Origin of the sequence: Sphaerimonospora mesophila (assembly GCF_001417795.1) — a bacterium.
GTDB lineage: Bacteria > Actinomycetota > Actinomycetes > Streptosporangiales > Streptosporangiaceae > Sphaerimonospora > Sphaerimonospora mesophila.
On sequence record NZ_BCBX01000044.1, the window covers coordinates 132,980 to 155,180 of the forward strand.

16 protein-coding genes, 1 tRNA gene and 1 pseudogene are annotated in these 22,201 nt (G+C 71.5%); 14 read left to right on the forward strand and 4 right to left on the reverse strand.

Translation table 11 applies throughout. From position 1 onward, the window contains the following. Window positions 1-8 precede the first annotated feature (8 nt). Together AP234_RS25780 and AP234_RS25785 are read left to right on the forward strand one after the other, a co-directional pair. Window positions 9-2,255, forward strand: coding sequence for an FAD-dependent oxidoreductase (locus AP234_RS25780; protein ID WP_055482313.1), 2,247 nt, complete (start codon window positions 9-11; stop codon window positions 2,253-2,255). Between the two features lie 134 nt (window positions 2,256-2,389). Then, a complete protein-coding gene (locus tag AP234_RS25785) occupies window positions 2,390-3,262 on the forward strand; it encodes a hypothetical protein (protein ID WP_235558372.1) in 873 nt (290 codons plus the stop codon). A 722-nt stretch (window positions 3,263-3,984) separates the two neighbouring features. Here AP234_RS25785 and gdhA read toward each other — a convergent pair. Then, window positions 3,985-5,328 carry an NADP-specific glutamate dehydrogenase gene (gene gdhA / locus AP234_RS25790; protein WP_055482315.1) on the reverse strand — a complete coding sequence of 448 codons (1,344 nt, stop codon included), beginning with the start codon at window positions 5,326-5,328 and terminating at the stop codon, window positions 3,985-3,987. A gap of 193 nt (window positions 5,329-5,521) precedes the next feature. Here gdhA and AP234_RS25795 point away from each other — a divergent pair, with 193 nt between their 5' ends. Then, window positions 5,522-6,037, forward strand: a complete 516-nt coding sequence (locus tag AP234_RS25795) for a GNAT family N-acetyltransferase (protein ID WP_055482354.1) — start codon at window positions 5,522-5,524, stop codon at window positions 6,035-6,037. A 157-nt stretch (window positions 6,038-6,194) separates the two neighbouring features. On the opposite strand, the pseudogene AP234_RS38855 reads toward AP234_RS25795, so the two are convergent. Beyond that, a pseudogene (locus AP234_RS38855) lies at window positions 6,195-6,251 on the reverse strand (prevent-host-death protein); the annotation flags it as partial. A gap of 135 nt (window positions 6,252-6,386) precedes the next feature. Between AP234_RS38855 and AP234_RS25800 the strand changes: the two are divergent. After that, window positions 6,387-7,301, forward strand: a complete 915-nt coding sequence (locus AP234_RS25800) for an alpha/beta hydrolase (protein ID WP_055482316.1) — start codon at window positions 6,387-6,389, stop codon at window positions 7,299-7,301. Window positions 7,302-7,318: 17 nt separating this feature from the next. On the opposite strand, the gene AP234_RS25805 is transcribed toward AP234_RS25800, so the two are convergent. Further along, window positions 7,319-7,885, reverse strand: coding sequence for a TetR/AcrR family transcriptional regulator (locus tag AP234_RS25805; protein ID WP_055482317.1), 567 nt, complete (start codon window positions 7,883-7,885; stop codon window positions 7,319-7,321). 88 nt (window positions 7,886-7,973) lie between these two features. Between AP234_RS25805 and AP234_RS25810 the strand changes: the two genes are divergently transcribed. The 5 genes from AP234_RS25810 to nrfD are packed head-to-tail and all read left to right on the forward strand — an operon-like array spanning window position 7,974 to window position 15,317. Beyond that, complete coding sequence (locus AP234_RS25810) at window positions 7,974-8,723, forward strand: alpha/beta fold hydrolase (RefSeq protein ID WP_200926712.1); 750 nt, start codon at window positions 7,974-7,976, stop codon at window positions 8,721-8,723. Window positions 8,724-8,728: 5 nt separating this feature from the next. Beyond that, window positions 8,729-10,420, forward strand: a complete 1,692-nt coding sequence (gene polX / locus AP234_RS25815) for a DNA polymerase/3'-5' exonuclease PolX (protein ID WP_055482318.1) — start codon at window positions 8,729-8,731, stop codon at window positions 10,418-10,420. 33 nt (window positions 10,421-10,453) lie between these two features. Then, window positions 10,454-13,621: a formate dehydrogenase gene (fdh, locus tag AP234_RS25825; protein ID WP_235558373.1), complete on the forward strand. Its 3,168-nt coding sequence runs from the start codon at window positions 10,454-10,456 to the stop codon at window positions 13,619-13,621. Next, window positions 13,614-14,360: a 4Fe-4S dicluster domain-containing protein gene (locus tag AP234_RS25830; RefSeq protein ID WP_055482321.1), complete on the forward strand. Its 747-nt coding sequence runs from the start codon at window positions 13,614-13,616 to the stop codon at window positions 14,358-14,360. Before fdh ends, AP234_RS25830 begins: the two co-directional genes overlap by 8 nt. Continuing rightward, complete coding sequence (nrfD, locus tag AP234_RS25835; RefSeq protein ID WP_235558374.1) at window positions 14,361-15,317, forward strand: NrfD/PsrC family molybdoenzyme membrane anchor subunit; 957 nt, start codon at window positions 14,361-14,363, stop codon at window positions 15,315-15,317. 26 nt (window positions 15,318-15,343) lie between these two features. Here nrfD and selD read toward each other — a convergent pair whose 3' ends face one another. Beyond that, on the reverse strand, window positions 15,344-16,372 hold the full coding sequence (gene selD, locus AP234_RS25840; protein ID WP_055482322.1) for a selenide, water dikinase SelD: 1,029 nt from the start codon (window positions 16,370-16,372) through the stop codon (window positions 15,344-15,346). A gap of 158 nt (window positions 16,373-16,530) precedes the next feature. Between selD and AP234_RS25845 the strand changes: the two genes are divergently transcribed. From AP234_RS25845 to AP234_RS25865, 5 genes are all read left to right on the forward strand, one after another. Next, a tRNA-Sec gene (locus AP234_RS25845) sits at window positions 16,531-16,624 on the forward strand. Window positions 16,625-16,669: 45 nt separating this feature from the next. Further along, on the forward strand, window positions 16,670-17,956 hold the full coding sequence (gene selA, locus AP234_RS25850) for an L-seryl-tRNA(Sec) selenium transferase (protein ID WP_055482323.1): 1,287 nt from the start codon (window positions 16,670-16,672) through the stop codon (window positions 17,954-17,956). Continuing rightward, window positions 17,956-19,728 carry a SelB C-terminal domain-containing protein gene (locus tag AP234_RS25855; protein ID WP_055482324.1) on the forward strand — a complete coding sequence of 591 codons (1,773 nt, stop codon included), beginning with the start codon at window positions 17,956-17,958 and terminating at the stop codon, window positions 19,726-19,728. The genes selA and AP234_RS25855 overlap by 1 nt, the downstream gene beginning before the upstream one ends. 62 nt (window positions 19,729-19,790) lie before the next feature. After that, a complete protein-coding gene (locus AP234_RS25860) occupies window positions 19,791-21,155 on the forward strand; it encodes a cytochrome ubiquinol oxidase subunit I (RefSeq protein WP_055482325.1) in 1,365 nt (454 codons plus the stop codon). Continuing rightward, a complete protein-coding gene (locus AP234_RS25865) occupies window positions 21,155-22,162 on the forward strand; it encodes a cytochrome d ubiquinol oxidase subunit II (RefSeq protein ID WP_055482326.1) in 1,008 nt (335 codons plus the stop codon). The genes AP234_RS25860 and AP234_RS25865 overlap by 1 nt, the downstream gene beginning before the upstream one ends. Window positions 22,163-22,201 lie beyond the last annotated feature (39 nt).

The following is a 22,201-nucleotide window of genomic DNA, read 5'->3' on the forward strand; positions in this document are numbered from 1 at the left end:
GCACATAGATGGAACACGTCGACGCTGTCGTTGTCGGCTCTGGATTCGGTGGAGCGGTGGCGGCCTACCGCCTGGCCGAGGCGGGGCTGTCGGTGGTGGTGCTGGAGCGAGGCCGGCCCTACCCGCCCGGCTCGTTCCCGCGCGGCCCCGCCCAGCTCGGCCGCGCCTTCTGGGATCCCGACGCCGGGCTGTACGGCATGTTCGACGTGTGGAGCTTCCGCGACTGCGACTCGGTGGTCGGCTGCGGGCTCGGCGGCGGCTCACTCGTCTACGCCAACGTGCTGCTGCGCAAGGACGAGGAGTGGTTCGTCCACGAGCAGCCGCTGCCGGACGGCGGCTACGAGTCGTGGCCGGTGACCCGGGCCGAGCTCGATCCGCACTACGACGCGGTCGAACGCATGATCGGCGTGTCGCCGTACCCGCTGGCCCATCCGGCCTACGCCGACACGCTCAAGACGCTGGCGATGCGGGACGCGGCGGCCGAGCTCGGGCTCGACTGGCGGCTGCCGCCGCTGGCCGTCGGTTTCGCCCCCTCCCCCGGCGCCGAGCCGGGTCTCGGGCTGCCGATCGCCGACCCCGAGTACGGCAACCTGCACGGGGTGCCCCGCCGCACCTGCCGGCTGTGCGGGGAATGCGACATCGGCTGCAACGACGGCGCGAAGAACAGCCTGGACCACACCTATCTCGCCGCTGCCCGGCATCACGGGGCCGACCTGCGGACCCTGCACGAGGTGCGCGGCATCCGGCCGAGGGTGAACGGCGGCTACGACGTCGCCTACGTCGTGCACCTGCCGCCGGCCTCGCCCGACGAGGAGGAGCGGCTGCGGCCGAGATGGACCGGCCCGCACACCATCAGCTGCGACCGGCTCGTCCTCGCCGCCGGGACGTTCGGCACGTCCCGGCTGCTGCTGCACGACCGCGCCGCCTTCCCCGGCCTGAGCCGTACGCTCGGAACACGCTTCTCCGGCAACGGCGACGTGCTGGCGTTCCTGCTGCGGGCCACCGATCGCAGCAGGACCCGGCCGATCAACGCCGCCAGGGGGCCGGTGATCACCAGCGCGATCCGGCTGGACGACTCCTACATCGAGGACGGCGGCTACCCTGCCTTCGTCGACTACCTGGTCGAGGGCGCCGACGTCAGGGCCGGTCTCGGGCGGGCGGCGCGGTTCGTGCTGGAGCGGCTGCGCGGCCTGCTGACGAACGACACCAACCTGTCGGCCGAGCTCGCCCACCTGATCGGCCGGGGTGAGCTGTCGGGGAGCTCGCTGCCGCTGCTCGGCATGGGCCTGGACGTGCCGGACGGGGTGCTGCGGCTGCGCGACGGCCGGCTCGACCTCGTCTGGACGGCCGAGACGAGCAGGGCCTACTTCGACCGGCTGCGCACGACCATGCGCAGGATCGGCGACGTGCTGGGCGCCGACTACGCCGGCAGCCCGTCCCGGTGGCGCGACCGCGTGATCACCGCGCATCCGCTCGGCGGGGCGCCGATGGGGCGCCACCCCGGTGAGGGGGTGTGCGACGCCCACGGCGAGGTGTTCGGCTTCCCCGGGTTGTACGTCGCCGACGGCGCGGCCATGCCGGGACCGGTCGGGGCCAACCCCGCGCTGACCATCGCCGCGCTGGCCGACCGGATGAGCACGAGGATGCTGGAGACGCGCACGCCGGTCCGCCGGCGGGACGGACACCGGCCGGGGACGGCGACGGCGCTGTGGTTCGTCGAGGAGATGCGGGGCGTCCTCGGGGCCGACCCGTGCACCTTCCGCCTCACCATCACCGTCGACGACGCCGAACGCTTCCTCGCGGAGCCGGAGCACCGGGCCCGGGCCGAGGGCTGGATCGACGTCGCCGGCTGCGGGGGCCGTCGCCCCGTCGCGCAGGGCTGGTTCAACCTCTTCGTCCCCGGAGCGGAGCCCGACCAGAGGCGCATGTGCTATCGGCTGCACTTCTGGGACGACTCGAACCGGCCCCGCACGCTGACGGGCTGGAAGGACGTCGGCCACGGCCCGCCGACCCGGCTGTGGCTGGACACCTCCACGCTGTACGTCCGGCTGCTGGCCGGACATGTGGCGGAGGGCGAGGACGGGGAGGCGGAGGAGATCGCCTCGGGGACGCTGCGGATCACCCCGGCGGACCTGGCGAGGATGCTGTCCACCTTCCGCACGGAGGGACCGGACGGCGCGGGAGCCCTCGGCCGCTTCTGCGGGTTCTTCCTCGGCGAACTGTGGGACGTCTACCGGCCGCGTCAGGGGGCCTGAGGTCGTGTCCCGCCGATCTTCCCGCCCGCCGCGGGCGCCGCGGCGAAGATCAACGACACTCCTAGATCACCCCTCGGCAACAAGCCTCGCGTTGGTTCTACTATTCGACCGGTTTCGCCCTAGAATCCGCCCTTGTGAACGAAGGTCACGAAGAGCCGCCGCGGCTTCCCATGCGGGAGCGGTCCCACCGGCCCGGAGGCGGACGGCACCGGCGGCCGCTGCCGGCGGATCTGCCGCCAGAAGCGCCGACCCTGGTCCTGGCCGTGCCCGGAAAAGTCGGGGAGGCGGCCGACGACGTGGACGTGGCGGCCGAGGTCGCCGCCATCGTCCGGCTCGACAATCCCCAGATCGACCTTCGTCTCGTCTCCCTCGCCGACGGCGGCGCCGAGCTGACCAAGGAGTTCGGCACGATCGCCGCCGGGCGCACCGCCGAGGGGCCGGCCGCGGTGGTGGTCCCCCTGGTCACCGGCCCGCACCCCCGGTTGCTGCGTGCCGTACGGGACGCCGCGACCCAGAGCGAGGCCAATGTCAAGATCACGGATCCGCTGGGGCCCCACCCCGTGCTGGCCGAGGCGCTGCACGTCCGGCTGGCGGAGGCGGGCCTGGCCCGGGTCGACCGCATGCGGCTGTTCAACGTCTCCTCGCCGGTCGACGGGATCATCGTGGTCACCGCCGGGGGCGACGAGGCGGCCCGGGGGGCCGACGCCACCGCGGTCCTGCTGGCCTCCCGGCTGACCCTGCCCGTCGTGCCGGCGGCTATCGACGGCGTGCCGACGGTCCGGGACGCCGCCGAGCGGCTGCGCAAGATCGGCGCCAACCGGCTCGCGCTCGTCCCCTTCGTGATCGGGCCGGAGGCGGATCACAGTCGCATCGCCTCCGCCGCCCAGGCCATCGAGGCGGGCTGCGCGGCTCCGCTCGGCGCCCACGAGGCCGTCGCCCGCATGGTGTGCGTGCGGTACGGCGCCGCCTTCGGCGAGCTGGACGGCTTCGACGACCTCTCCGACTGACCCCGTCCCACCCCCACCCGCACACGCACACCCCCACCCCACTCCCCACGGTGATCTTGCGAATTCTGCCAGGGAAGCCTTCTGACCTGCGCGGACCAATCCCGTGATCTTGCAGTTTCTCGCAGTCAGGCTCTCTGACGTGGGCCTATGCATTTCGTGATCTTGCAGTCGCGATGAAGCGCAAGATCACGAGCACTGTCTTCGCAGCTCAGGGGATAGACCTGCAAGGAACTGCAAGATCACGAACGTGAAATGCCTGCTCTCCGTACCCACCTGCGAGTTTTCGCAAGATCACGGCCCTGGGGGGGTGTGGGGTGTGGGGGTGTGGTTCGCGGGAGGTTCGCGGCCTCCGGATCCCTGGCCTGGACGTCGATGTCCACGTTGTCACTCATGCCTTGCGCTGGGTGCTGTCCCAGCCCACCATCCGGTCGCCGGCGATGTGAAACCTAGGCGTCATTGGCGAGGTCGATCTCGGCGAGCGTGTCGGCCGTGTCCTGGAGAAGGTCCAGTCCGGCTTGCCGATCACCTCGGCGTCGTGCTCCGCGACCAGTTCGTGGACCGCCATGGCGTCGGCCCGATCGGGCCGTCTGATGTCGAATTCGTGTACGCCATTGTTAGTACGATGCGACACTCGGCGGTGACTTGCTTGTGATTAGCAGGGATCCGGGTGGAGATCCGCGGTTCGGATCAGGAGATTGCGATCAACGTCGATCGTCGTGCGGTCAGATCAGCCCCATGGCGAGCATCGCGTCCGCCACGCGCTTGAACCCGTCGATGTTGGCGCCGGCGACGTAGTCCCCCGGCATGCCGTACTCGTCCGCGGCCTGCAGGCAACGGCCGTGGATGTCCCTCATGATCTCCTGCAGCTTCCGCTCGGAGTATTCGAACGTCCACGAGTCGCGGCTGGCGTTCTGCTGCATCTCCAGGGCACTGGTGGCGACGCCGCCCGCGTTGGCGGCCTTGCCCGGCCCGAACGACACCCCCGCCTCCTGGAAGATCCGGATGCCCTCGGGGGTCGTGGGCATGTTGGCGCCCTCGCCGACGGCCACGCAGCCGCCCCGGACCATCGCCTCGGCGTCCTTGCCGGTGATCTCGTTCTCCGTGGCGGACGGCATCGCCACCTCGCAGGGCACCTCCCAGACGCTGTGCCCGGCCACGAACGTGGCGTCCGTGCCACGCCGTTCGGCGTACGCGTTCAGCCGGCGCCGCTCGACCTCCTTGACCTGCTTGAGCAGGTCGAGGTCGATGCCCTTCTCGTCCACGACGTACCCGGAGGAGTCGGAGCAGGCGACGACGGTGCCGCCGAGCTGCTGGACCTTCTCTATGGTGTATATGGCGACGTTGCCCGCACCGGAGACCACGACGCGCTTGCCGTCGAACGACGTGCCGCGTGCCTTCAGCATCTCCTCCACGAAGAACGCGCAGCCGTACCCGGTGGCCTCGGTGCGCACCTGCGCGCCGCCGAAGGTGAGCCCCTTGCCGGTGATCACGCCGGATTCGTAGCGGTTGGTAATGCGCTTGTACTGGCCGAACAGGTAGCCGATCTCGCGCCCTCCGACGCCGATGTCACCCGCGGGCACGTCGGTGTACTCGCCCAGGTGACGGTAGAGCTCCGTCATGAAGCTCTGGCAGAAGCGCATGATCTCGCGATCGGAGCGCCCCTTCGGGTCGAAGTCGGAGCCACCCTTGCCGCCGCCGATGGGCAGCCCGGTCAGGCCGTTCTTGAAGATCTGCTCGAAGCCCAGGAACTTGACTATGCCGAGGTAGACCGACGGGTGGAAGCGGAGCCCTCCCTTGTACGGCCCGAGCGCGCTGTTGAACTCGACCCGGAAGCCGCGGTTGATGTGCACCTCGCCGTTGTCGTCTTCCCAGGGCACCCGGAAGATGATCTGCCGTTCCGGCTCACAGATCCGCTCGATGATCTTGTGCTCGGCGTACTCGGGGTCCTTTCCGAGGACGGGCCCGATGCTCTCCAGCACTTCCCGGACCGCCTGATGGAACTCGATCTCGCCCGGGTTTCGGCGCAGCACGTTGTCGTACACCGACGACAGTCTCTCGTGCAGCATCGACCATCCCTTCTCTTGATGTCGTGATATTGCCCGCTTCACTGTAAGCGCGACCGCAAGTAACGGCCACATCGGGTCAGGCCCGGCATCTAGTCCAACCAATGAGGTGACACCAAAACCCCCCAAGACCAGGCAAAACATTGCCGAGGAAACCGGGTTGCCCGAGGGTCGTGCCGAACGGCAGGCTGGGCGGATGATGATCCGCAGGGAGACCTCCGCAGACGTCGGCGCCATCCGCGCCGTGACCGCCGCCGCCTTCGCCAAGAAGCCCGGCGAGATGCCCGCCGAGGCGACGCTGATCGACGAGTTGCGCGACGACGAGGGCTGGCTGCCCGCCCTGTCGCTCGTCGCGGTCACCCCCACCGGGGAGGTCGTGGGGCACGTGGTGTGCAGCCGCGGTCACGTCGGCCCGGTCCCGGCGCTCGGCCTCGGACCGCTGAGCGTGCACCCGGACCACCAGGGCAGCGGCGTCGGCTCGGCGCTGATGCACGCCGTGCTCGGCGCGGCCGAGGCAACGGGAGAACCACTGGTGGCGCTGCTCGGCGATCCCGGATACTACTCCCGGTTCGGCTTCGAGCCCTGGGACAGGCACGGCGTCACGCCGCCGGACCCGGCCTGGGGACGCTATTTCCAGGTGCGCGTGTTCAACGGGCCCGTCCCGTCGCCGCGCGGCCCCTTCACCTACGCCGAGCCGTTCTCACGAGTCTGACCACACTGCCGTGGGCTATGGAGCGATCGGTTCGAAGGGATTGATGACGGACACGCCGGTGCCCACGAAGTCCTTGACGTTGCGACTGACCAGAGTCCGGCCGTTGACTCTGGCGGTCGCCATGGCGGGTGACCACCTGAGGACCATCGCTCACCGCACGCCGGATGACCTCACTGAGGCGCTGTTTCGCTTCCTGGACCTGCCAGCCATTCATCGGCCGCCCCCGTTCCGTCCATGCCGTCCGGGCTGTCCAGACTGTCCAGACCGGACATACCCCCACCAGGTGATCACCTGCCGCGACTCGGCGGAAGGTTGACGGGGCGGGCCCGGTATGACATCTAGCTCTGTTGTGAAGAAGATCCTGGGCGCCCTCCCCCTGATCATCGCGCTGAGCGGCTGCCAGAGCGCGGCCGTCACCCCGGCTCCGCGACCCGCCCACTCCGCGGCGTCCGTGATCTCACAGGAGGCCGTGGACGGCCGGACGGACAGACTCGTGATCGACTCCCCGGCGACGGGCGCCCGGCGCTCGGTGTGGGTGGTGAAGCCGTCGGCGTGGACGGCGGGTTCCACCGGCTGGCGTGCGCTGTACCTGCTGCACGGCTGCTGCGCGGGCGGCGGCTGGGACTGGCTCCAGACGGGCGAGGTGGCCGAGCTCACCGCCCGCCTCGACGCGGTCGTCATCGTGCCCGAGGGCGGCCCGATGGGCTGGTACGCCGACTGGCGGGACGGCCCGGCCTGGGAGAGGTTCCACATGACCGAACTGCCCGGCCTGGTCGAGCCGCGGTACGGCATCGGCACGCGTCGCGCCATCGCCGGCTATTCGATGGGCGGCCACGGCGCTTTCGGCTACGCGGCCCGGCATCCGGGCGTGTTCGAGGCCGCGGCCTCGTTCTCCGGCGTGCTCGACACCCGCTCCGACGTCCGCGGGCATCGCGCGCTGTTCGCCGACTACGGCCTGGACACGGCGGACGTCTGGGGCGATCCCGACAGTTGGGCGGAGCACAATCCCACCGACCTGGTCGCCCGCCTCAAGGGCGTGCGCCTGTACGCGGCGTCGGGCAACGGCACGTCCGGTCCGCTGGACCCCGGCAAGGGACCGAAGGACCACACCGAGGCCTCGATAATGCGGCAGAACCTGAATTTCGCCGCGGCCGCGGAGAAGGCCGGCGTGGAGGTCACGACGGACTTCTACGGAGACGGCACGCACACCTGGCCGTACTGGATCAGGTCTCTGGAGCGGGCACTGCCGGTTCTCCTTCCCTGAGATTCCCGCCGACGTGATCAGGGATGGCCGGCCGGCCGCCCGATCCCCTCCAGCACCAGGTTCACCGCCCGTTCCGTGAACTCCTCGTCGAGGGGCGACTGCCGGAAGACCGTACGCAGCCAGACGGCTCCGGCGAGCAGATCCATGACCATCATGGGGTCGGTCGCCGCATCGATCTCACCGCGGCCGACGGCCCGTTCGAAGATCGTCGTCTCACGAGCGAGCCGGTCGGCGAAGAAGTCCTTGGCCGCTGCCGCCAACTCCGGGTTGTTCACCGCGGCCCCGAGCGTGGCGACGGCGATGTCCGACGCGGGCGGCCGGGTGAGCAGCACCGCGAGGCCGTCGAGCAGCAGGTGGAGATCGCCGCGGATGCTCCCGGTGTCGGGCACGTCGATCTCGAGCGACGGCGACTCGAGCAGCGCCGTGCCGAGCAGGGCCGCTTTGGACCGCCACCAGCGATAGATCGTCGTCTTGTTCACCCCGGACCGCTCGGCCACCCCCTCGACCGTCAGACCCTCGTACCCCTTCTCCGCGAGAAGTTCGAGCGTGGCGTCCAGGATCTCGCGTCTCTTTCTCGGTCCCATGTCGCCAAGCCTAGCCGTTTGCAACGCACCGTTGCGTCGTGCTTTAATCCAACGCAACGATGCGTTGCGTTTATGGAAAGGGTGTGACGTGCTCCCAGTCGTCTTCGTTCACGGGATCCGGGTGAGCGGCACGATGTGGTCGCCGGTGAGAGCGCTGCTCGACCGGCCGTCGGCGGCGCCGGACCTGCCCGGTCACGGCATCCGGCGGGGTCTGCCGTTCGACCTGGACGCCGCCTGCGAGGTCGTCGCCGACTCGATAGCCGAGCTCGGCGGGAGGGCGCTCGTCGCCGGATTCTCACTCGGCGGCTATGTCGGCTTCGCCACCGCCGCGCGCTATCCGGCTCGCGTGGCAGGGCTCGTGGCGATGGGGTGTACGGCACGGCCGCCCCGGACCATCGCCGGCCTCTACCGCCGGGTCGGCCGAATCGCCGCACGCCACGCCGCGACGGCCGAGGCGGTGAGCCGGTACGGCTTCCGCCGGGCCCTGCCGGGCCCCATGGGCGAGGCGATCATCGAGGGTGGGCTGACGACCGAGGTCATCCCGTCGGCGGTCGAGGCCGTCGCCGGGAGCGACCCGATCGCGGCGCTCGCCGCCTACCCGGGCCAGGTCTGGCTGCTGAACGGCTCCCGCGACCCGTTCCGCGCCGACGAGCGGAGGTTTCTCGCGGCCTGCCACGATGGAACCCTCGCCCACCTGCCCGGACGAGGTCACCTGACCATGCTCGCCGATCCGGGTCTGGTGGCTCGTTTCGTCGAGAAGGCCGCACGCGCCGCCGACGGCGCCGGAGTCGAGGCCGCGACGGACGTCCAACGGGCGCTGCCCGCTCTCCTACCCTGAGATTCATGGGACGGGTGAACGACGACGCGGCGGCCGCGCTGCAGGAGTACGCCGAGCTGTTCGCGCTGAGCGGCGGCGACGCCTTCCGGGTGCGGAGCTATCAGAAGGCGGCCAAGTCCATCGCCGGGTTCCCCGAGGACCTGCGGCAGGCGGACATCAGAAAGATCCCCGGCGTGGGCGAGGCCATCGCCAAGAAGGTCGAGGAGTTCCTGTCGCGGGGAAGCTTCCGCCAGCTCGACGAGCTGCGCGGCCGGGTGCCCGAGGGGGTGCGCGAGCTGACGCGGGTCCCCTCGCTCGGCCCGAAGCGGGCGCTGTTCCTGTTCGAGGAGCTCGGCATCGACTCGCCGGCCGCGCTCGCCGACGCGATCAGGGCCGGCCGGCTGGCCGGGCTGCGGGGTTTCGGCCCGAAGACCGAGGAGAACCTGCTCAAGGGTGTCGAGCAACTGGAGCTGTCGGGCGGCAGGGTCCACCTCGGCATCGCCATGGACCTGGCAGAACGGGTGATCGGATCGCTGCCAACCGAGCGGATCGCCTACGCCGGCTCGCTGCGCAGGATGCGCGAGACGATCGGCGACATCGACATCCTGGCGGTCGGCCCGCCCGGCCTGATGGACCTGTTCTCCCGTCAGCCGTACGTCACGGAGGTGATCGCGAAGGGCGAGCGGAAGACGTCGGTGCGCACCGACCGGGGACTACAGGTGGACCTGCGGCTGGTGCCCGACGAGTCGTGGGGCGCCGCCATGATCTACTTCACCGGCAGCAAGGAGCACAACGTCCGCATCCGGGAGATGGCGGTCAAGAAGGGCTGGAAGCTGTCGGAGTACGGACTGTTCGACGGCGACGGCCGCCTGATCGCGGCCGAGACCGAGGAGGACGTCTATGACGCGCTCGGCATGCGGTGGATCCCGCCGACGCTGCGCGAGGACGGCGGCGAGGTGGCCGCCGCGCTGCGCGGCGAGCTGCCCCGGCTGGTCGAGCTCGCCGACCTGCGGGGCGACCTGCACACGCACACCGATCTGACCGACGGGATCGCCTCCCTGGAGGACATGGTGGCCGCGGCCGCGCTGCGCGGCCATTCCTACTACGCGGTCACCGATCACGCTCCGGACCTGGTCATGCAGCGGATGACGCTCGACAAGGCGCTCGCCCAGCGCGCCCGCCTCGCCGAACTTCAAGCCAGATATCCGGACATGCGGTTGCTGCACGGCACCGAGCTGAACATCGCTCCGGACGGCTCGGTCGACTGGCCGGCGGAGATCCTGGCGGGCTTCGACGTCTGCGTCGCCTCCGTGCACTCGCACTTCAACCAGTCGCGTGCCGAGATGACCCGCCGTTTCATCACCGCCTGCGAGAACCCCCACGTCCACGTCATCGGGCACCCGACCACCCGCAAGATCGGCAAACGGCCGCCGGTGGACGCCGACTGGGACGAGGTCTTCCGCGCCGCCGCCCGCACCGGCACGATCATGGAGATCGACGCCTATCCCGACCGCGCCGACCTGCCCTCCGATCTCGTCCGGCTCGCCCGCCACCACGGCGTGCGGTTCTCGATCGACAGCGACGCCCACGCCGTCCCGCATCTGAACCACCAGCGGTTCGGTGTCGGGATCGCCCAGCGCGCCTGGCTCACCGCCGACGACGTGGTGAACACCTGGCCGCTCGACCGCCTGCTGGCACTGCTGTACGGCACCGCCTGATTGAACGGAACAGGCCACGGGAACGAGAGACTCGTGGCAGGGGGACGGATCTCCCGCTGGCCGTTGCTGCGGCAGCTCCGGGGAGAGGACGGCAGGCGGGACGCCGCGCGCTCGTCGCGGACCGACGCGCTGCGGCCGCGGGTCGAGCGGGCCGACACCGTGGCACGGTCGGTCTGCCCCTTCTGCGCGGTCGGCTGCGGGCAGCTCGTCTACGTGGAGAACGGCCGGGTCACCCAGATCGAGGGCGATCCCGACTCGCCGATCTCCCGGGGTCGGCTGTGTCCCAAGGGCTCGGCGAGCAAGCAGCTCGTGACCCATCCCGGCCGCGCGACGAAGGTTCTCTACCGCCGGCCGTACGGCACGGACTGGGAGCCGCTCGACCTCGAGACGGCCATGGACATGATCGCCGATCGGGTGGTCCGCACCCGGCGGGAGACCTGGCAACAGACCTTCGACGGCAAGGAGGTCAGGCGGACGCTGGGCATCGCCCATCTGGGCGGGGCGACGCTCGACAACGAAGAGAACTATCTGATCAAGAAGCTTTACACCGCCCTGGGCGCGATCCAGGTCGAGAACCAGGCGCGCGTTTGACACTCCTCCACCGTCCCCGGTCTGGGGACCAGCTTCGGGCGTGGCGGCGCGTCGACGTTCCAGCAGGACCTGGCGAAGTCTGACTGCATCGTCATCCAGGGCTCCAACATGGCCGAATGCCATCCCGTGGGGTTCCAGTGGGTGATGGAGGCGCGGCTGCGCGGGGCGAAGGTGTTCCACATCGACCCGCGGTTCAGCCGGACCAGCGCGGCGGTCGACCGCTATCTGCCGATCCGGGCCGGGTCGGACATCGTGCTGCTCGGAGCATTGATCAATCACGTGCTCACCCACGGACTCGACTTCCGCGAGTACGTGCTCGCCTACACGAACGCGGCGACGATCATCAATGCGGAGTTCCTGGACACCGAGGACCTCGACGGCCTGTTCTCCGGTTACGACCCGGAGACCGGCCGGTACGACCCGTCGTCCTGGGCGTACGAGGGCGACGTGGAGCAGGTGCGCACGCTGAGCGAGGGCGGCCTGGCGCACGCGCAGGCGGCGGGGTCGGACTCCTACGGCGCGCGCGGGCCGGGGGCCTCCGCCCGTCCGCCGGCGGATCCGACGCTGCGCCACCCGCGCTGCGTCTACCAGATCCTCAGGCGGCATTTCTCCCGATACACCCCGGAACGGGTCGAAGAGCTGTGCGGGATCTCCCGTGAGCGGTTCGCCGAACTGGCCGAGGCGATCACCGCCAGCTCCGGCCGGGAGCGGACCACGGCCTGGGTGTACTCGGTGGGCTGGACCCAGCACACGACCGGGGTGCAGTTCATCCGCGCCGCCTCGATCCTGCAGCTCCTGCTGGGCAACATGGGCCGGCCGGGCGGAGGGATCCTGTCCCTGCGCGGGCATGCCAACATCCAGGGTTCCACGGACGTCCCGACGCTGTTCAACCTGCTGCCCGGGTACATCGCGATGCCGAACGCCCACCGGCATGCCGGTTTGAACGACTACCTCGAGCGGGAGGGCGCGGACACCGGCTTCTGGGGGAACCGGCGGGCCTACACGGTGAGCCTGCTCAAGGCGTGGTGGGGGGAGGCGGCCACCGAGGAGAACGACTTCTGCTTCGGCCACCTGCCGCGGCTGACCGGCGACCACGGACACTACGCGACCGTGATGGGTCAGATCGACGGCACGGTGAAGGGCTATTTCGTGATCGGGGAGAACCCGGCGGTCGGCTCGGCGAACGGCAGGGCGCAGCGGCTCGGCCTGGCGAACCTGGACTGGCTGGTGGTGCGTGACCTGACCCTGGTGGAGACCGCGACGTTCTGGCAGGACGCCCCGGAGATCGAGACCGGGGAGCTGCGCACCGAGGAGATCGGCACCGAGGTGTTCTTCCTGCCCGCCGCGAGCCATGTGGAGAAGGAGGGCACGTTCACCAACACACAGCGGCTGCTGCAGTGGCGGGAGAAGGCGCTCGACCCGCCGGGCGACTGCCGCAGCGACCTGTGGTTCTTCTACCACCTGGGCAGGCGGATCAGGGATCGGCTGACCGACGACGAGATCGACCGGCCGGTGCGCGAGCTGACCTGGGACTACCCCGAGGAGGGGCCGTACCGCGACCCGTCGGCGGAGGCCGTGCTGCGCGAGATCGGCGGCACCGGGCCGGACGGCCGGGCCCTGTCGCACCTCGGCCGGCTCAGGCCGGACGGCTCGACGAGGTGCGGCTGCTGGATCTACTGCGGGGTCTACGCCGACGAGGTGAACCAGGCCGCCCGGCGCAGGCCGAGGGAAGAGCAGTCGTGGGTCGCGCCGGAATGGGGCTGGGCCTGGCCGGCCAACCGGCGCATCCTCTACAACCGGGCATCGGCCGATCCCGAGGGCCGGCCGTGGAGCGAGCGCAAGCGGTACGTCTGGTGGGACCAGGCTCGCGGCGCGTGGACCGGGCCCGACGTGCCGGACTTCGAGGAGGACAAGCCGCCGGACTACGACCCTCCGGAGGGGGCCAAGGCCGAGGCGGCGCTGCGCGGCACCGACCCGTTCATCATGCAGTCAGACGGCAAGGGCTGGCTCTACGTGCCATCCGGGCTGTCCGACGGCCCGCTGCCCGTCCACTACGAGCCGCACGAGTCACCGGTGCGCAACACCCTGTACCGCACACAGGCGAATCCGGCCCGGCGGATCTTCCACCGACCGGACAATCCGTACAATCCGCCGCTCTCGCCGCGGTTTCCGTACGTGTTCACCACCAGCAGGCTCACCGAGCACCACACGGCGGGCGGCATGAGCCGGACCCTGCCCTACCTGACCGAGCTGCAGCCGGAGCCGTTCTGCGAGGTGTCGCCGCAGCTCGCGGCCGAGGTCGGCCTGGTCAACGGTGGCTGGGCGACGATCGTGACCGCGCGCGCCGCGGTCGAGATGCGGGTGCTGGTGACCGAGCGGGTCAGGCCGCTGCGCCTGCGCGGCACGACCGTGCACCAGGTGGTCCTGCCCTACCACTGGGGATATCGCGGGCTCGTGACCGGGGACGTGGTCAACGACCTGATCCCGTTCGTGCTCGACCCCAACGTGTTCATTCAGGAGAGCAAGTCCGGGACGTGCGACGTGCTGCCGGGGCGGCGGCCCAGGGGTACGGCGCTGCTGGAGCTCATCGAAAGGTACCGGCATGGCTGAGCGAATGGGCTTCTTCACCGACACCAGCATCTGCATCGGATGCAAGGCGTGCGAGGTGGCCTGCAAGGAGTGGAACGACGTGCCCGACGACGGGTTCGTGTTCCGCGCCACGTCCTACGACAACACCGGGGCGCTCGGCGCGGACACCTGGCGGCACGTGGCGTTCATCGAGCAGGACGGCCGGTGGTTGATGTCGTCCGACGTGTGCAAGCACTGCACGCACGCCGCCTGCCTGGACGTCTGCCCTACCGGCGCGCTGTTTCGCACCGAGTTCGACACGGTGGTCGTGCAGTCCGACGTCTGCAACGGCTGCGGCTACTGCGTCCCGGCCTGTCCGTACGGAGTCATCGACCGGAGGGAGCGGGACGGCCGGGCGTGGAAGTGCACACTCTGCTACGACCGGCTGCGCGGCGGCCTGGAGCCGGCCTGCGCCAAGGCCTGCCCGACCGACTCGATCCGGTTCGGGCCGTTGGACGAGCTGCGCGCCCGGGCCGCGGAGCGGGTCGAGCGGCTGCACGCCGACGGCGTGACCGAGGCCCGGCTGTACGGCGAGAGCCCGGACAACGGGGTCGGCGGGACCGGCGCGTTCTTCCTGCTGCTGGACGAACCCGAGACGTACGGCCTGCCGCCGGATCCGGTGGTGACGACCCGGGACCTGCCCGCGATGTGGCGGTGGGCCGGCGGCGCCGCGCTCGCCCTGGCCGCAGGCGTGGCCGCCTGCTTTCTGCGGAGGACGTGAATGCCCAAGCGCCGGGATGAGATGGTGCCGGACGCCGGCTTCCGGTCCTACTACGGCCAGCCGGTCATCAAGGCACCCGTCTGGCACGAGCCGCACATGCCGGTCTATCTCTATCTGGGCGGCATGTCGGGGGCCGCGTCGATGATCGCCGCCATGGCGCGCGTCACCGGGCACGACCGGCTCGCGCTCGCCGCGCGGATGGCCGCCGCCGCCGGGGCGGGCGTGGGATCGGTCTTCCTCATCACCGAGCTGGGCAGGCCCGAACGCTTCCTCAACATGCTGCGGCTGTTCAAGCCGAGCTCCCCGATGAGCGTCGGCTCCTGGACGCTGGCCGCGCACGGCGGCCTGACGGCGATCGGCGCCGCCTCCGCCGTGACGGGCGTCCTTCCCGCCATCGGGGACGCGGCGACCGCGGCGAGCGCGGTGACCGGCCCTGTGATGGCCGCCTACACGGCCGTGCTGCTGGCCGACACGGCGGTGCCCGCCTGGCACGAGGCCATGCGCGAGCTGCCGTTCCTCTTCACGGGCAGCGCCCTCGCTTCTGCGGGCGCGGCCCTCATGCTGACCACCCCGCGGACGGCGGCCGGGCCCGCCCGCGCGGTGGCCGTCGCGGGAGCCGCCGCCGAGACGGCCGCAGGCATGCTGATGGCACGCCGTCTCGGCCTGGCCGGTGAGCCGTACCGGCTGGGCAGGGCGGGCAGGCTGATGAGGGCCTCCCGGATGCTGACCCTCGGCGGCGGCCTGCTCGCCACGATGGCCGGGCGCAGCCGTGCGCTCACCGCGCTGTCCGGCCTCGCCATCACGGCCGGCGCGCTGTGCACCCGGTTCGGCGTGCTCGAAGCCGGACGCGCCTCCGCCGCCGACCCGAAGTACACGGTCGTCCCGCAGCGGCGGCGCGTGGCGGCGGGAGATCTCGCCTCCGTCCCCGGGAGGTGCCGCCCGGCAACGAAGCCGTAGGAGCCCCGGGCCGTTCACGACGAGGCCTACGCGAGCCGGAGGACGGCGGCCTCCCTCGGTACGAGCTCGCCGACGACCGGCGCACCGGGGATCTCCCCCGCGATGAGCATGCCTCCGGAGGTCTGGGCGTCGGCCAGCAGGAGCAGGTCCTCCTCGCCGAACCGGCCCGCATCGAGGCGGGGCGCCACCCAGGTCAGGTTGCGGCGGGTGCCGCCGCTGACGTGGCCGTCGCGCACCGCCTCGCGGGCCCCCTCCAGGTACGGCACGGCCGCGACGTCGACCACAGCGGTGACCCCGCTCGCCCTGGCCAGCTTGTACAGGTGGCCGAGCAGGCCGAACCCCGTCACGTCGGTCGCGCACCGAACCCCGGCGGCCAGGGCCGTCAGCGACGCGTCCCGGTTCAGCGTCGTCATCACCTCGACGGCCTGGGGAAACACCTCCCCGGTCGCCTTGTGCCTGTTGTTGAGCACGCCGACGCCGAGTGGCTTGGTGAGCGAGATCGGCTGCCCCGCCCGGCCGGCGTCGATGCGCAGCAGCCGCTCGGGGTCGGCCAGGCCGGTGACCGCCATGCCGTACACCGGCTCGGGACCGTCGACGCTGTGGCCGCCCGCCACGTGGCAGCCGGCGGACCGGGCGACGTCGAGACCGCCGCGCAGCACCTCCCGGGCGAGGTCGATCGAGAGCGTCCGCCTGGGCCAGGTGAGCAGGTTCACCGCCACGACGGGCGTGCCGCCCACGGCGTACACGTCCGACAGCGCGTTGGTCGCGGCGATCCGCCCCCAGTCGTACGGATCGTCCACCACGGGGGTGAAGAAGTCGGCGGTGGCGACGACGGCGCGGCCGTCCTCGATCGCGATCACGGCGGCGTCGTCGCCGTCGTCCAGCCCGATGATCAGCTCGCCGTACGCCGGTTCCGGTGGGGGCACGTCACCGGCCCGCGATGCCGACAGCTCGGCCACGATGCTCTCCAACTCACCCGGTGGGATCTTGCAGGCGCATCCGCCTCCGCGCGCAAAACGGGTCAGCCTCGTCGCGGCCCGCTCGGTCGTCGTCATCGTCCCTCCGATCCGCCCCCCAACCCTTGGGAGGTTAGGTTCCCGGCCCGGATATCCCCCGCACGCCGCGCCGCGCCGGGGAAATGCCGTGACCTGACCACCGGGTTCCGGTTAGATCTCCACGCGGAGTTCCGGTTCTCCCGGGGTCCGCTTCTCTTGGAGGTGTTCGGGCGCCTGGTGGCCCCCGCGGTCTTCAAAACCGACGAGGCCGAGGTCCTCGGCCTGGCGGGTTCGATTCCCGTCCACCTCCGCTCACAAGCTGGAACTACGGGTTTACGAGTGGATCCACGAAGGCGAGTGCCACGTACCGACGCCGTCCTGGCCGATCCCCGGCTGGCCACCCTGATGGAACGGCTCGGCCGCACGATGGTCAAGGACGCCGTCGTCCGAGCCCAGCAGCGGGTGCGGCAGGGCGAGATCGAACCGCAGGACGTGGCGGACGCCGCCGTGTCCGCGCTGCCACACCACCCGGCCGGCCTCCGAGCGGTGATCAACATGACCGGTGTGCTGCTGCACACGAACCTGGGCCGGGCGCCGCTGTCCGCCGCCGCTGTCGGGGCCGTCGCGGTCGCGGCAGGGGCGACCGACGTGGAGTTCGACCTGGCGACCGGGGCGCGAGCCCGCAGGGGACGCGGTGCGCTCGATGCCCTCGCCGGGGCGGTGCCGGCCGCCGAGGACGTGCACGTCGTCAACAACAACGCCGCCGCGCTCGTGCTGACGGCCACCGCGCTCGCCGCCGGGCGGGAGATCGTGATCAGTCGCGGCGAACTGGTCGAGATCGGTGACGGGTTCCGGATCCCCGACCTGCTGGCGTCCACCGGCGCCCGGCTGCGCGAGGTGGGTACGACCAACCGCACCTCGCCCGCCGACTACCGCGCGGCCATCGGTCCGGAGACCGGGTTCGTGCTCAAGGTCCACCCGTCGAACTTCCGGATCGAGGGTTTCACCGGCTCGGTCGAGGTGGCGGAGCTGACCGGGCTCGGCGTGCCCGTGGTCGCGGACATCGGGTCGGGCCTGCTGCGACGGGAGCCGCTGCTGCCCGGCGAGCCGGATGCCGCGAGCGCGCTGGCCGCCGGCGCCGACCTGGTGACGGCCAGCGGCGACAAGCTGCTCGGCGGCCCCCAGGCGGGCCTGCTGCTCGGCCGTCGCGACCTCGTCGAGCGGCTCCGGCGCCACCCGCTGGCCAGGGCGCTGCGGGTGGACAAGCTGACGTTCGCCGCGCTGGAGGCCACGCTGCGGGGCCCCGAGACCCCCGTTCACCGGGCGTTGCACTCCCGGCCCGCCGCCCTCACCGGGAGGGCGGAGGCACTGGCGGAGAAACTGCGCCTGGCCGGGATCGAGGCGGCGGCCGTACCCACCGAGGCCACCGTGGGCGGTGGAGGAGCACCGGGAGCGCGACTGCCGAGCGCGGCGGTCAGCCTGCCCGAACGGCTCGCCGTACCGCTGCGCACGGGCGACCCGCCGGTCGTCGGCCGGATCGAGGGGGGCCGGTTGCTCCTCGACCTGCGCACGCTGCCGCCGTCCGGCGACGGCGAGTTGCTGACGGCCGTCCTCGGAGCGGCCGGCCGACGGAGGCGGGCCTGATGCACGTCATCGCCACCGCCGGACACGTCGACCACGGCAAGTCGACGCTGGTGCGGGCGCTCACCGGGATGGACCCCGACCGGCTCGCCGAAGAGCGGAGACGGGGACTCACGATCGAACTCGGCTACGCCTGGACGGCGCTGCCCTCCGGTGAGCGGGTCGCGTTCGTCGACGTCCCCGGGCACGAACGGTTCCTCGGCACGATGCTCGCCGGGGTCGGCCCGGTGCCCGCCGTGATGTTCGTCGTCGCCGCCGACGCGGGGTGGATGCCGCAGTCGGAGGAACACCTGGTCGCGCTGCGGACCCTCGGCGTACGGCTCGGCCTGCTCGCGGTGACCCGTGCCGACCTCGCCGACCCCGCTTCCGCCCTGGAGGACGCACGGGCCCGTCTCGCCGCGGCCGGCCTGGACGAGGCGGAGGCGCTGGCGGTGAGCGGGCGCACCGGTGAGGGGCTGGACGAACTGCGCGCGGCGCTGGACCGGCTGGCGACCGCACTGCCCACACCGAGCCCCGAGGCACCGGTGCGGTTGTGGATCGACCGCGCGTTCACGGTGCGCGGCACAGGGACGGTGGTGACCGGGACCCTCCCGGCGGGCCGCGTCGCGATCGGCGACGAGCTCGAACTGAACGGCGAGCGGGTGCGGGTGCGCGGCATGGAGTCGCTGAAGGAGCCGGTGACCACCGTCACCGGGGTGGCCCGGGTCGCCGTCAACCTGCGCGGGCGGGTCTCGCCCGAGCGCGGGCAGGCGCTTGTCACACCCGATGCCTGGTATCCGGCCGATCTGGTCGACGTATGGGTGTCCCCCGCCCAACCCGACCGGATCGCCGAGGCCTGGACGTGGGTCGTCGCGCACATCGGCTCGGCGGCCGTGGCGTGCCGGGTGCGGCCGCTCGGGCCGCTCTCGGTGGACAACGGTGCGGCGCGGCTGCACCTGGCCAGGCCGCTGCCTCTGCACGTGGGCGACGTGCTGCTGCTGCGCGATCCGGGCGGTGTGCCGCGAGTGACGGCGGGGGCGACCGTGCTCGATGTCCGCCCCCCTGAGCTGCGCCGCCGCGGCGCGGCCCGGGATCGGGCGAGCGTGCTCGCGGACGCGACGGCGGACGCGGCGTCCCTGCTGCGCACGCATCTGCTGCTGCGGGACAGTGAGCTCGTCGCCATGGGCTGCCCGCCCAGGGGGCCTGCGGTGCTGGCCGGCTGGCACGCCGATCCGGAGCACTGGGCCGGCCTCAGCGCCCGGCTTCCCGAGGTCGTACGGCGCCACGCGGCCCGCGACCCGCTGGAGCCGGGGATGCCGCTGGAGGCGGCCCGCCACGAGCTGGGACTGCCGGACCGCGGCCTGGTCGCGGCGCTCGTGCGGCCCCCGCTCGCCCTGGTCAACGGGCGCATCGTGGCCGGACCCGTCGTGGCCGGGCGCGCGGGCCTGCCGGCTCCGGTGGCCCTGGCCGTGCGCCGCCTCATCGCCGAACTCGCCGACAGCCCGTTTCTGGCGCCGGAGGCCGGGCGGCTGGCCGAACTGGGTCTGGGACCACGCGAGCTGGCCGCCGCCGTACGAGCCGGGGCGCTGCTACGTGTGGCCGACGGCGTCGTGCTGCCGCCGGGCGCCGATGCGCGGGCCGCCGCGCTGCTGGCCGCGCTGCCCCAGCCGTTCACGGTCAGCCAGGCGAGGACCGCCCTGCGCACCAGCCGCCGGGTGGCGGTGCCGCTGCTGGAACACCTGGACAGAGAAGGGCTGACCGAGCGGCTGGACGAAATCCATCGCCGTTTCCGGTAGAGATGCATCAAAAGCCATACAAAGCGACAAGTATGGCGAAATAGCCGGGTAGTGGTGCCGAAGTGACGACACCGACTGCGCCCGCTCCGGTCGTCCCGTTCGACCCGGGAGGCGCGGCGGACCTGGCCGCGGCCCGGATGCAGATGGCACTGTCCCTGGGCTGGCACATCGTGCTGGCGTGCCTGGGCGTGGGCATGCCGGCCCTGCTGCTGTACACCCGGTGGCGTGCGATCCGGACCGGTGACCCCGACCACCTGCGCCTCGCCCACCAGTGGGCCAGGGCCGTGGGCGTGCTCTTCGCCGTCGGAGCCGTGTCCGGCACGATCCTCAGCTTCGAGATGGGGCTGCTCTGGCCGGGACTGATGGGCGTGTACGGCGAAGTGTTCGGGTTCCCGTTCATGCTGGAGGGCTTCGCGTTCTTCCTTGAGGCGATCTTCATCGGCATCTATCTCTACGCCTGGAACCTGCTGCCCCCGCGCGTGCACCTGCTGTCCGGGGTGCCGGTGCTGATCGCGGGTGTGGCCTCGGCGTTCTTCGTGGTGTCGGCGAACGCGTGGATGAACCAGCCCAGGGGGTTCGTGCTGGAGAACGGGCGGGTCACCCGCCCCTCGCCGTGGGAGGCGATGTTCAACCCGGCCACGCCGCCGCAGACCATCCACATGATCCTCGCGGCGTTCATGGTGTCGGGGTTCCTCACCGCCTCGGTGTACGCGGTGGGGCTGCTGCGCGGGCGGCGGGATCGGTACCACCGCCTGGGGTTCTCGGTGCCGTTCACCCTCGCGGCCGTGGTGACGCCGTTCCAGATCCTGGCCGGTGACTACGCTGCCCGGTTTCTCGCGGAATACCAGCCGACCAAACTCGCCGCCATGGAGGGGCTGCACCGGACCGGGTCGCACGCGCCGCTCACGGTGGGCGGGGTCTACGTCGACGACCGGCTGCGCTACGGGCTGGAGATCCCCAACGGCCTGTCACTGCTGGTCGGCTACAGCCCCGACGCCGTCGTCCAGGGGCTGGACCGCACTCCCCCCGCCGACCGGCCTCCGGTGACCCCCGTGCACCTGTGCTTCGACCTGATGGTCGGCATCGGCTTCCTCCTGCTGTTCCTGGGGTTGTGGCTGGCCGTGAACTGGTGGCTACGGCGGGAGATCCCGCGCTCACGACTGTTCCTCTGGCTCGCCGCGGCGGCCGGCGCGCTCTCCGCGATCGCCGTCGAGGCGGGATGGGTGGTCACCGAGGTGGGCCGGCAGCCCTGGACGGTGTACGGCAAGCTGCGCACGAGCGAGGCGGTCAACCCGGCCCCCGGCCTGTGGCTGGGGTTCGTGTTCCTCACGGTGATCTACGTGATTCTCACGGTCTCGACCGTCTACGTGCTGAGATACCTGGTACGGCGCGAGCGGGGCGCGCCGCAGGAGCGGGTGGCGGCGTGATGGATCCGGCACAGATCCTCCTGGCCGTGATGTGGGTGGGCCTCACCCTTTACGCGGTGCTGGGCGGGGCCGACTTCGGCGGTGGCTTCTGGGACCTGCTCGCCGGACGCAGCGGTCCCGGAATGCCGCAGCGGCGGCTGATCGAGCACTCGCTCGGCCCGGTCTGGGAGGCCAACCACGTGTGGCTGATCTTCGTGCTGGTCGTACTGTGGACCGGCTTTCCGCCGGTGTTCGCCGCCGTGATGTCCACCCTCTACATCCCGTTGACGCTGGCCGCTGTCGGGATCATCGCGCGAGGAGCCGCGTTCGCCTTCCGTAAGAGCAGCACGCAACTGTGGCAGCAGCGTCTGTTCGGCGGGGCCTTCGCGCTCTCGTCCGTCCTCACCCCGTTCTTCCTGGGCACGGTCGCCGGCGGGATCGCCTCCGGACGGGTTCCGCCCGGGCTCGCGGAAGGCGACCTGATCGGAAGCTGGATCAACCCGACCTCGTTACTGGGCGGCGTGCTCGCGGTGGGCGTCTGCGCCTACCTCGCCGCGGTCTACCTCTGTGACGACGCCGTACGGGCCGGTCTCCCGGAGATGGCCGAAGCGTTCCGGCGCAGGGCGCTGGCCGCCGCCCTCGTCGTCGGGGCCCTCGCACTCGGCGGCATCGCCGTGCTGAACGCGGACGCCCCCCTGCTGTTCGCCGGTCTCACCGGGCGGGCGCTGCCGCTCGTGCTGGCCGGCGCCGTGCTCGGAGTCGTCTCCCTCCTGCTGCTGCGGTTGCGTCGATACCTGCTCGTGCGGGGCAGCGCCGTCCTGGCGGTCGCCACGGTCGTGTGGGGCTGGCCGATGGCGCAGTACCCCTACATGCTCCCGCCCGGGACGCCCTACCGGCAGGCCGCCGCTCAGCCGGTGGTGCTCACCACGGTGCTCGTCGTGACCGCGGTCGGAGCGCTGCTGCTGATACCGTCGATCGTCTGGCTTCTGATCATCCAACACCGCCTGCCGTACGAAGAAAGCCACTGAAGAGCGGCGGTGGAAGCGGGCAGACCGAGCACCCGCCGG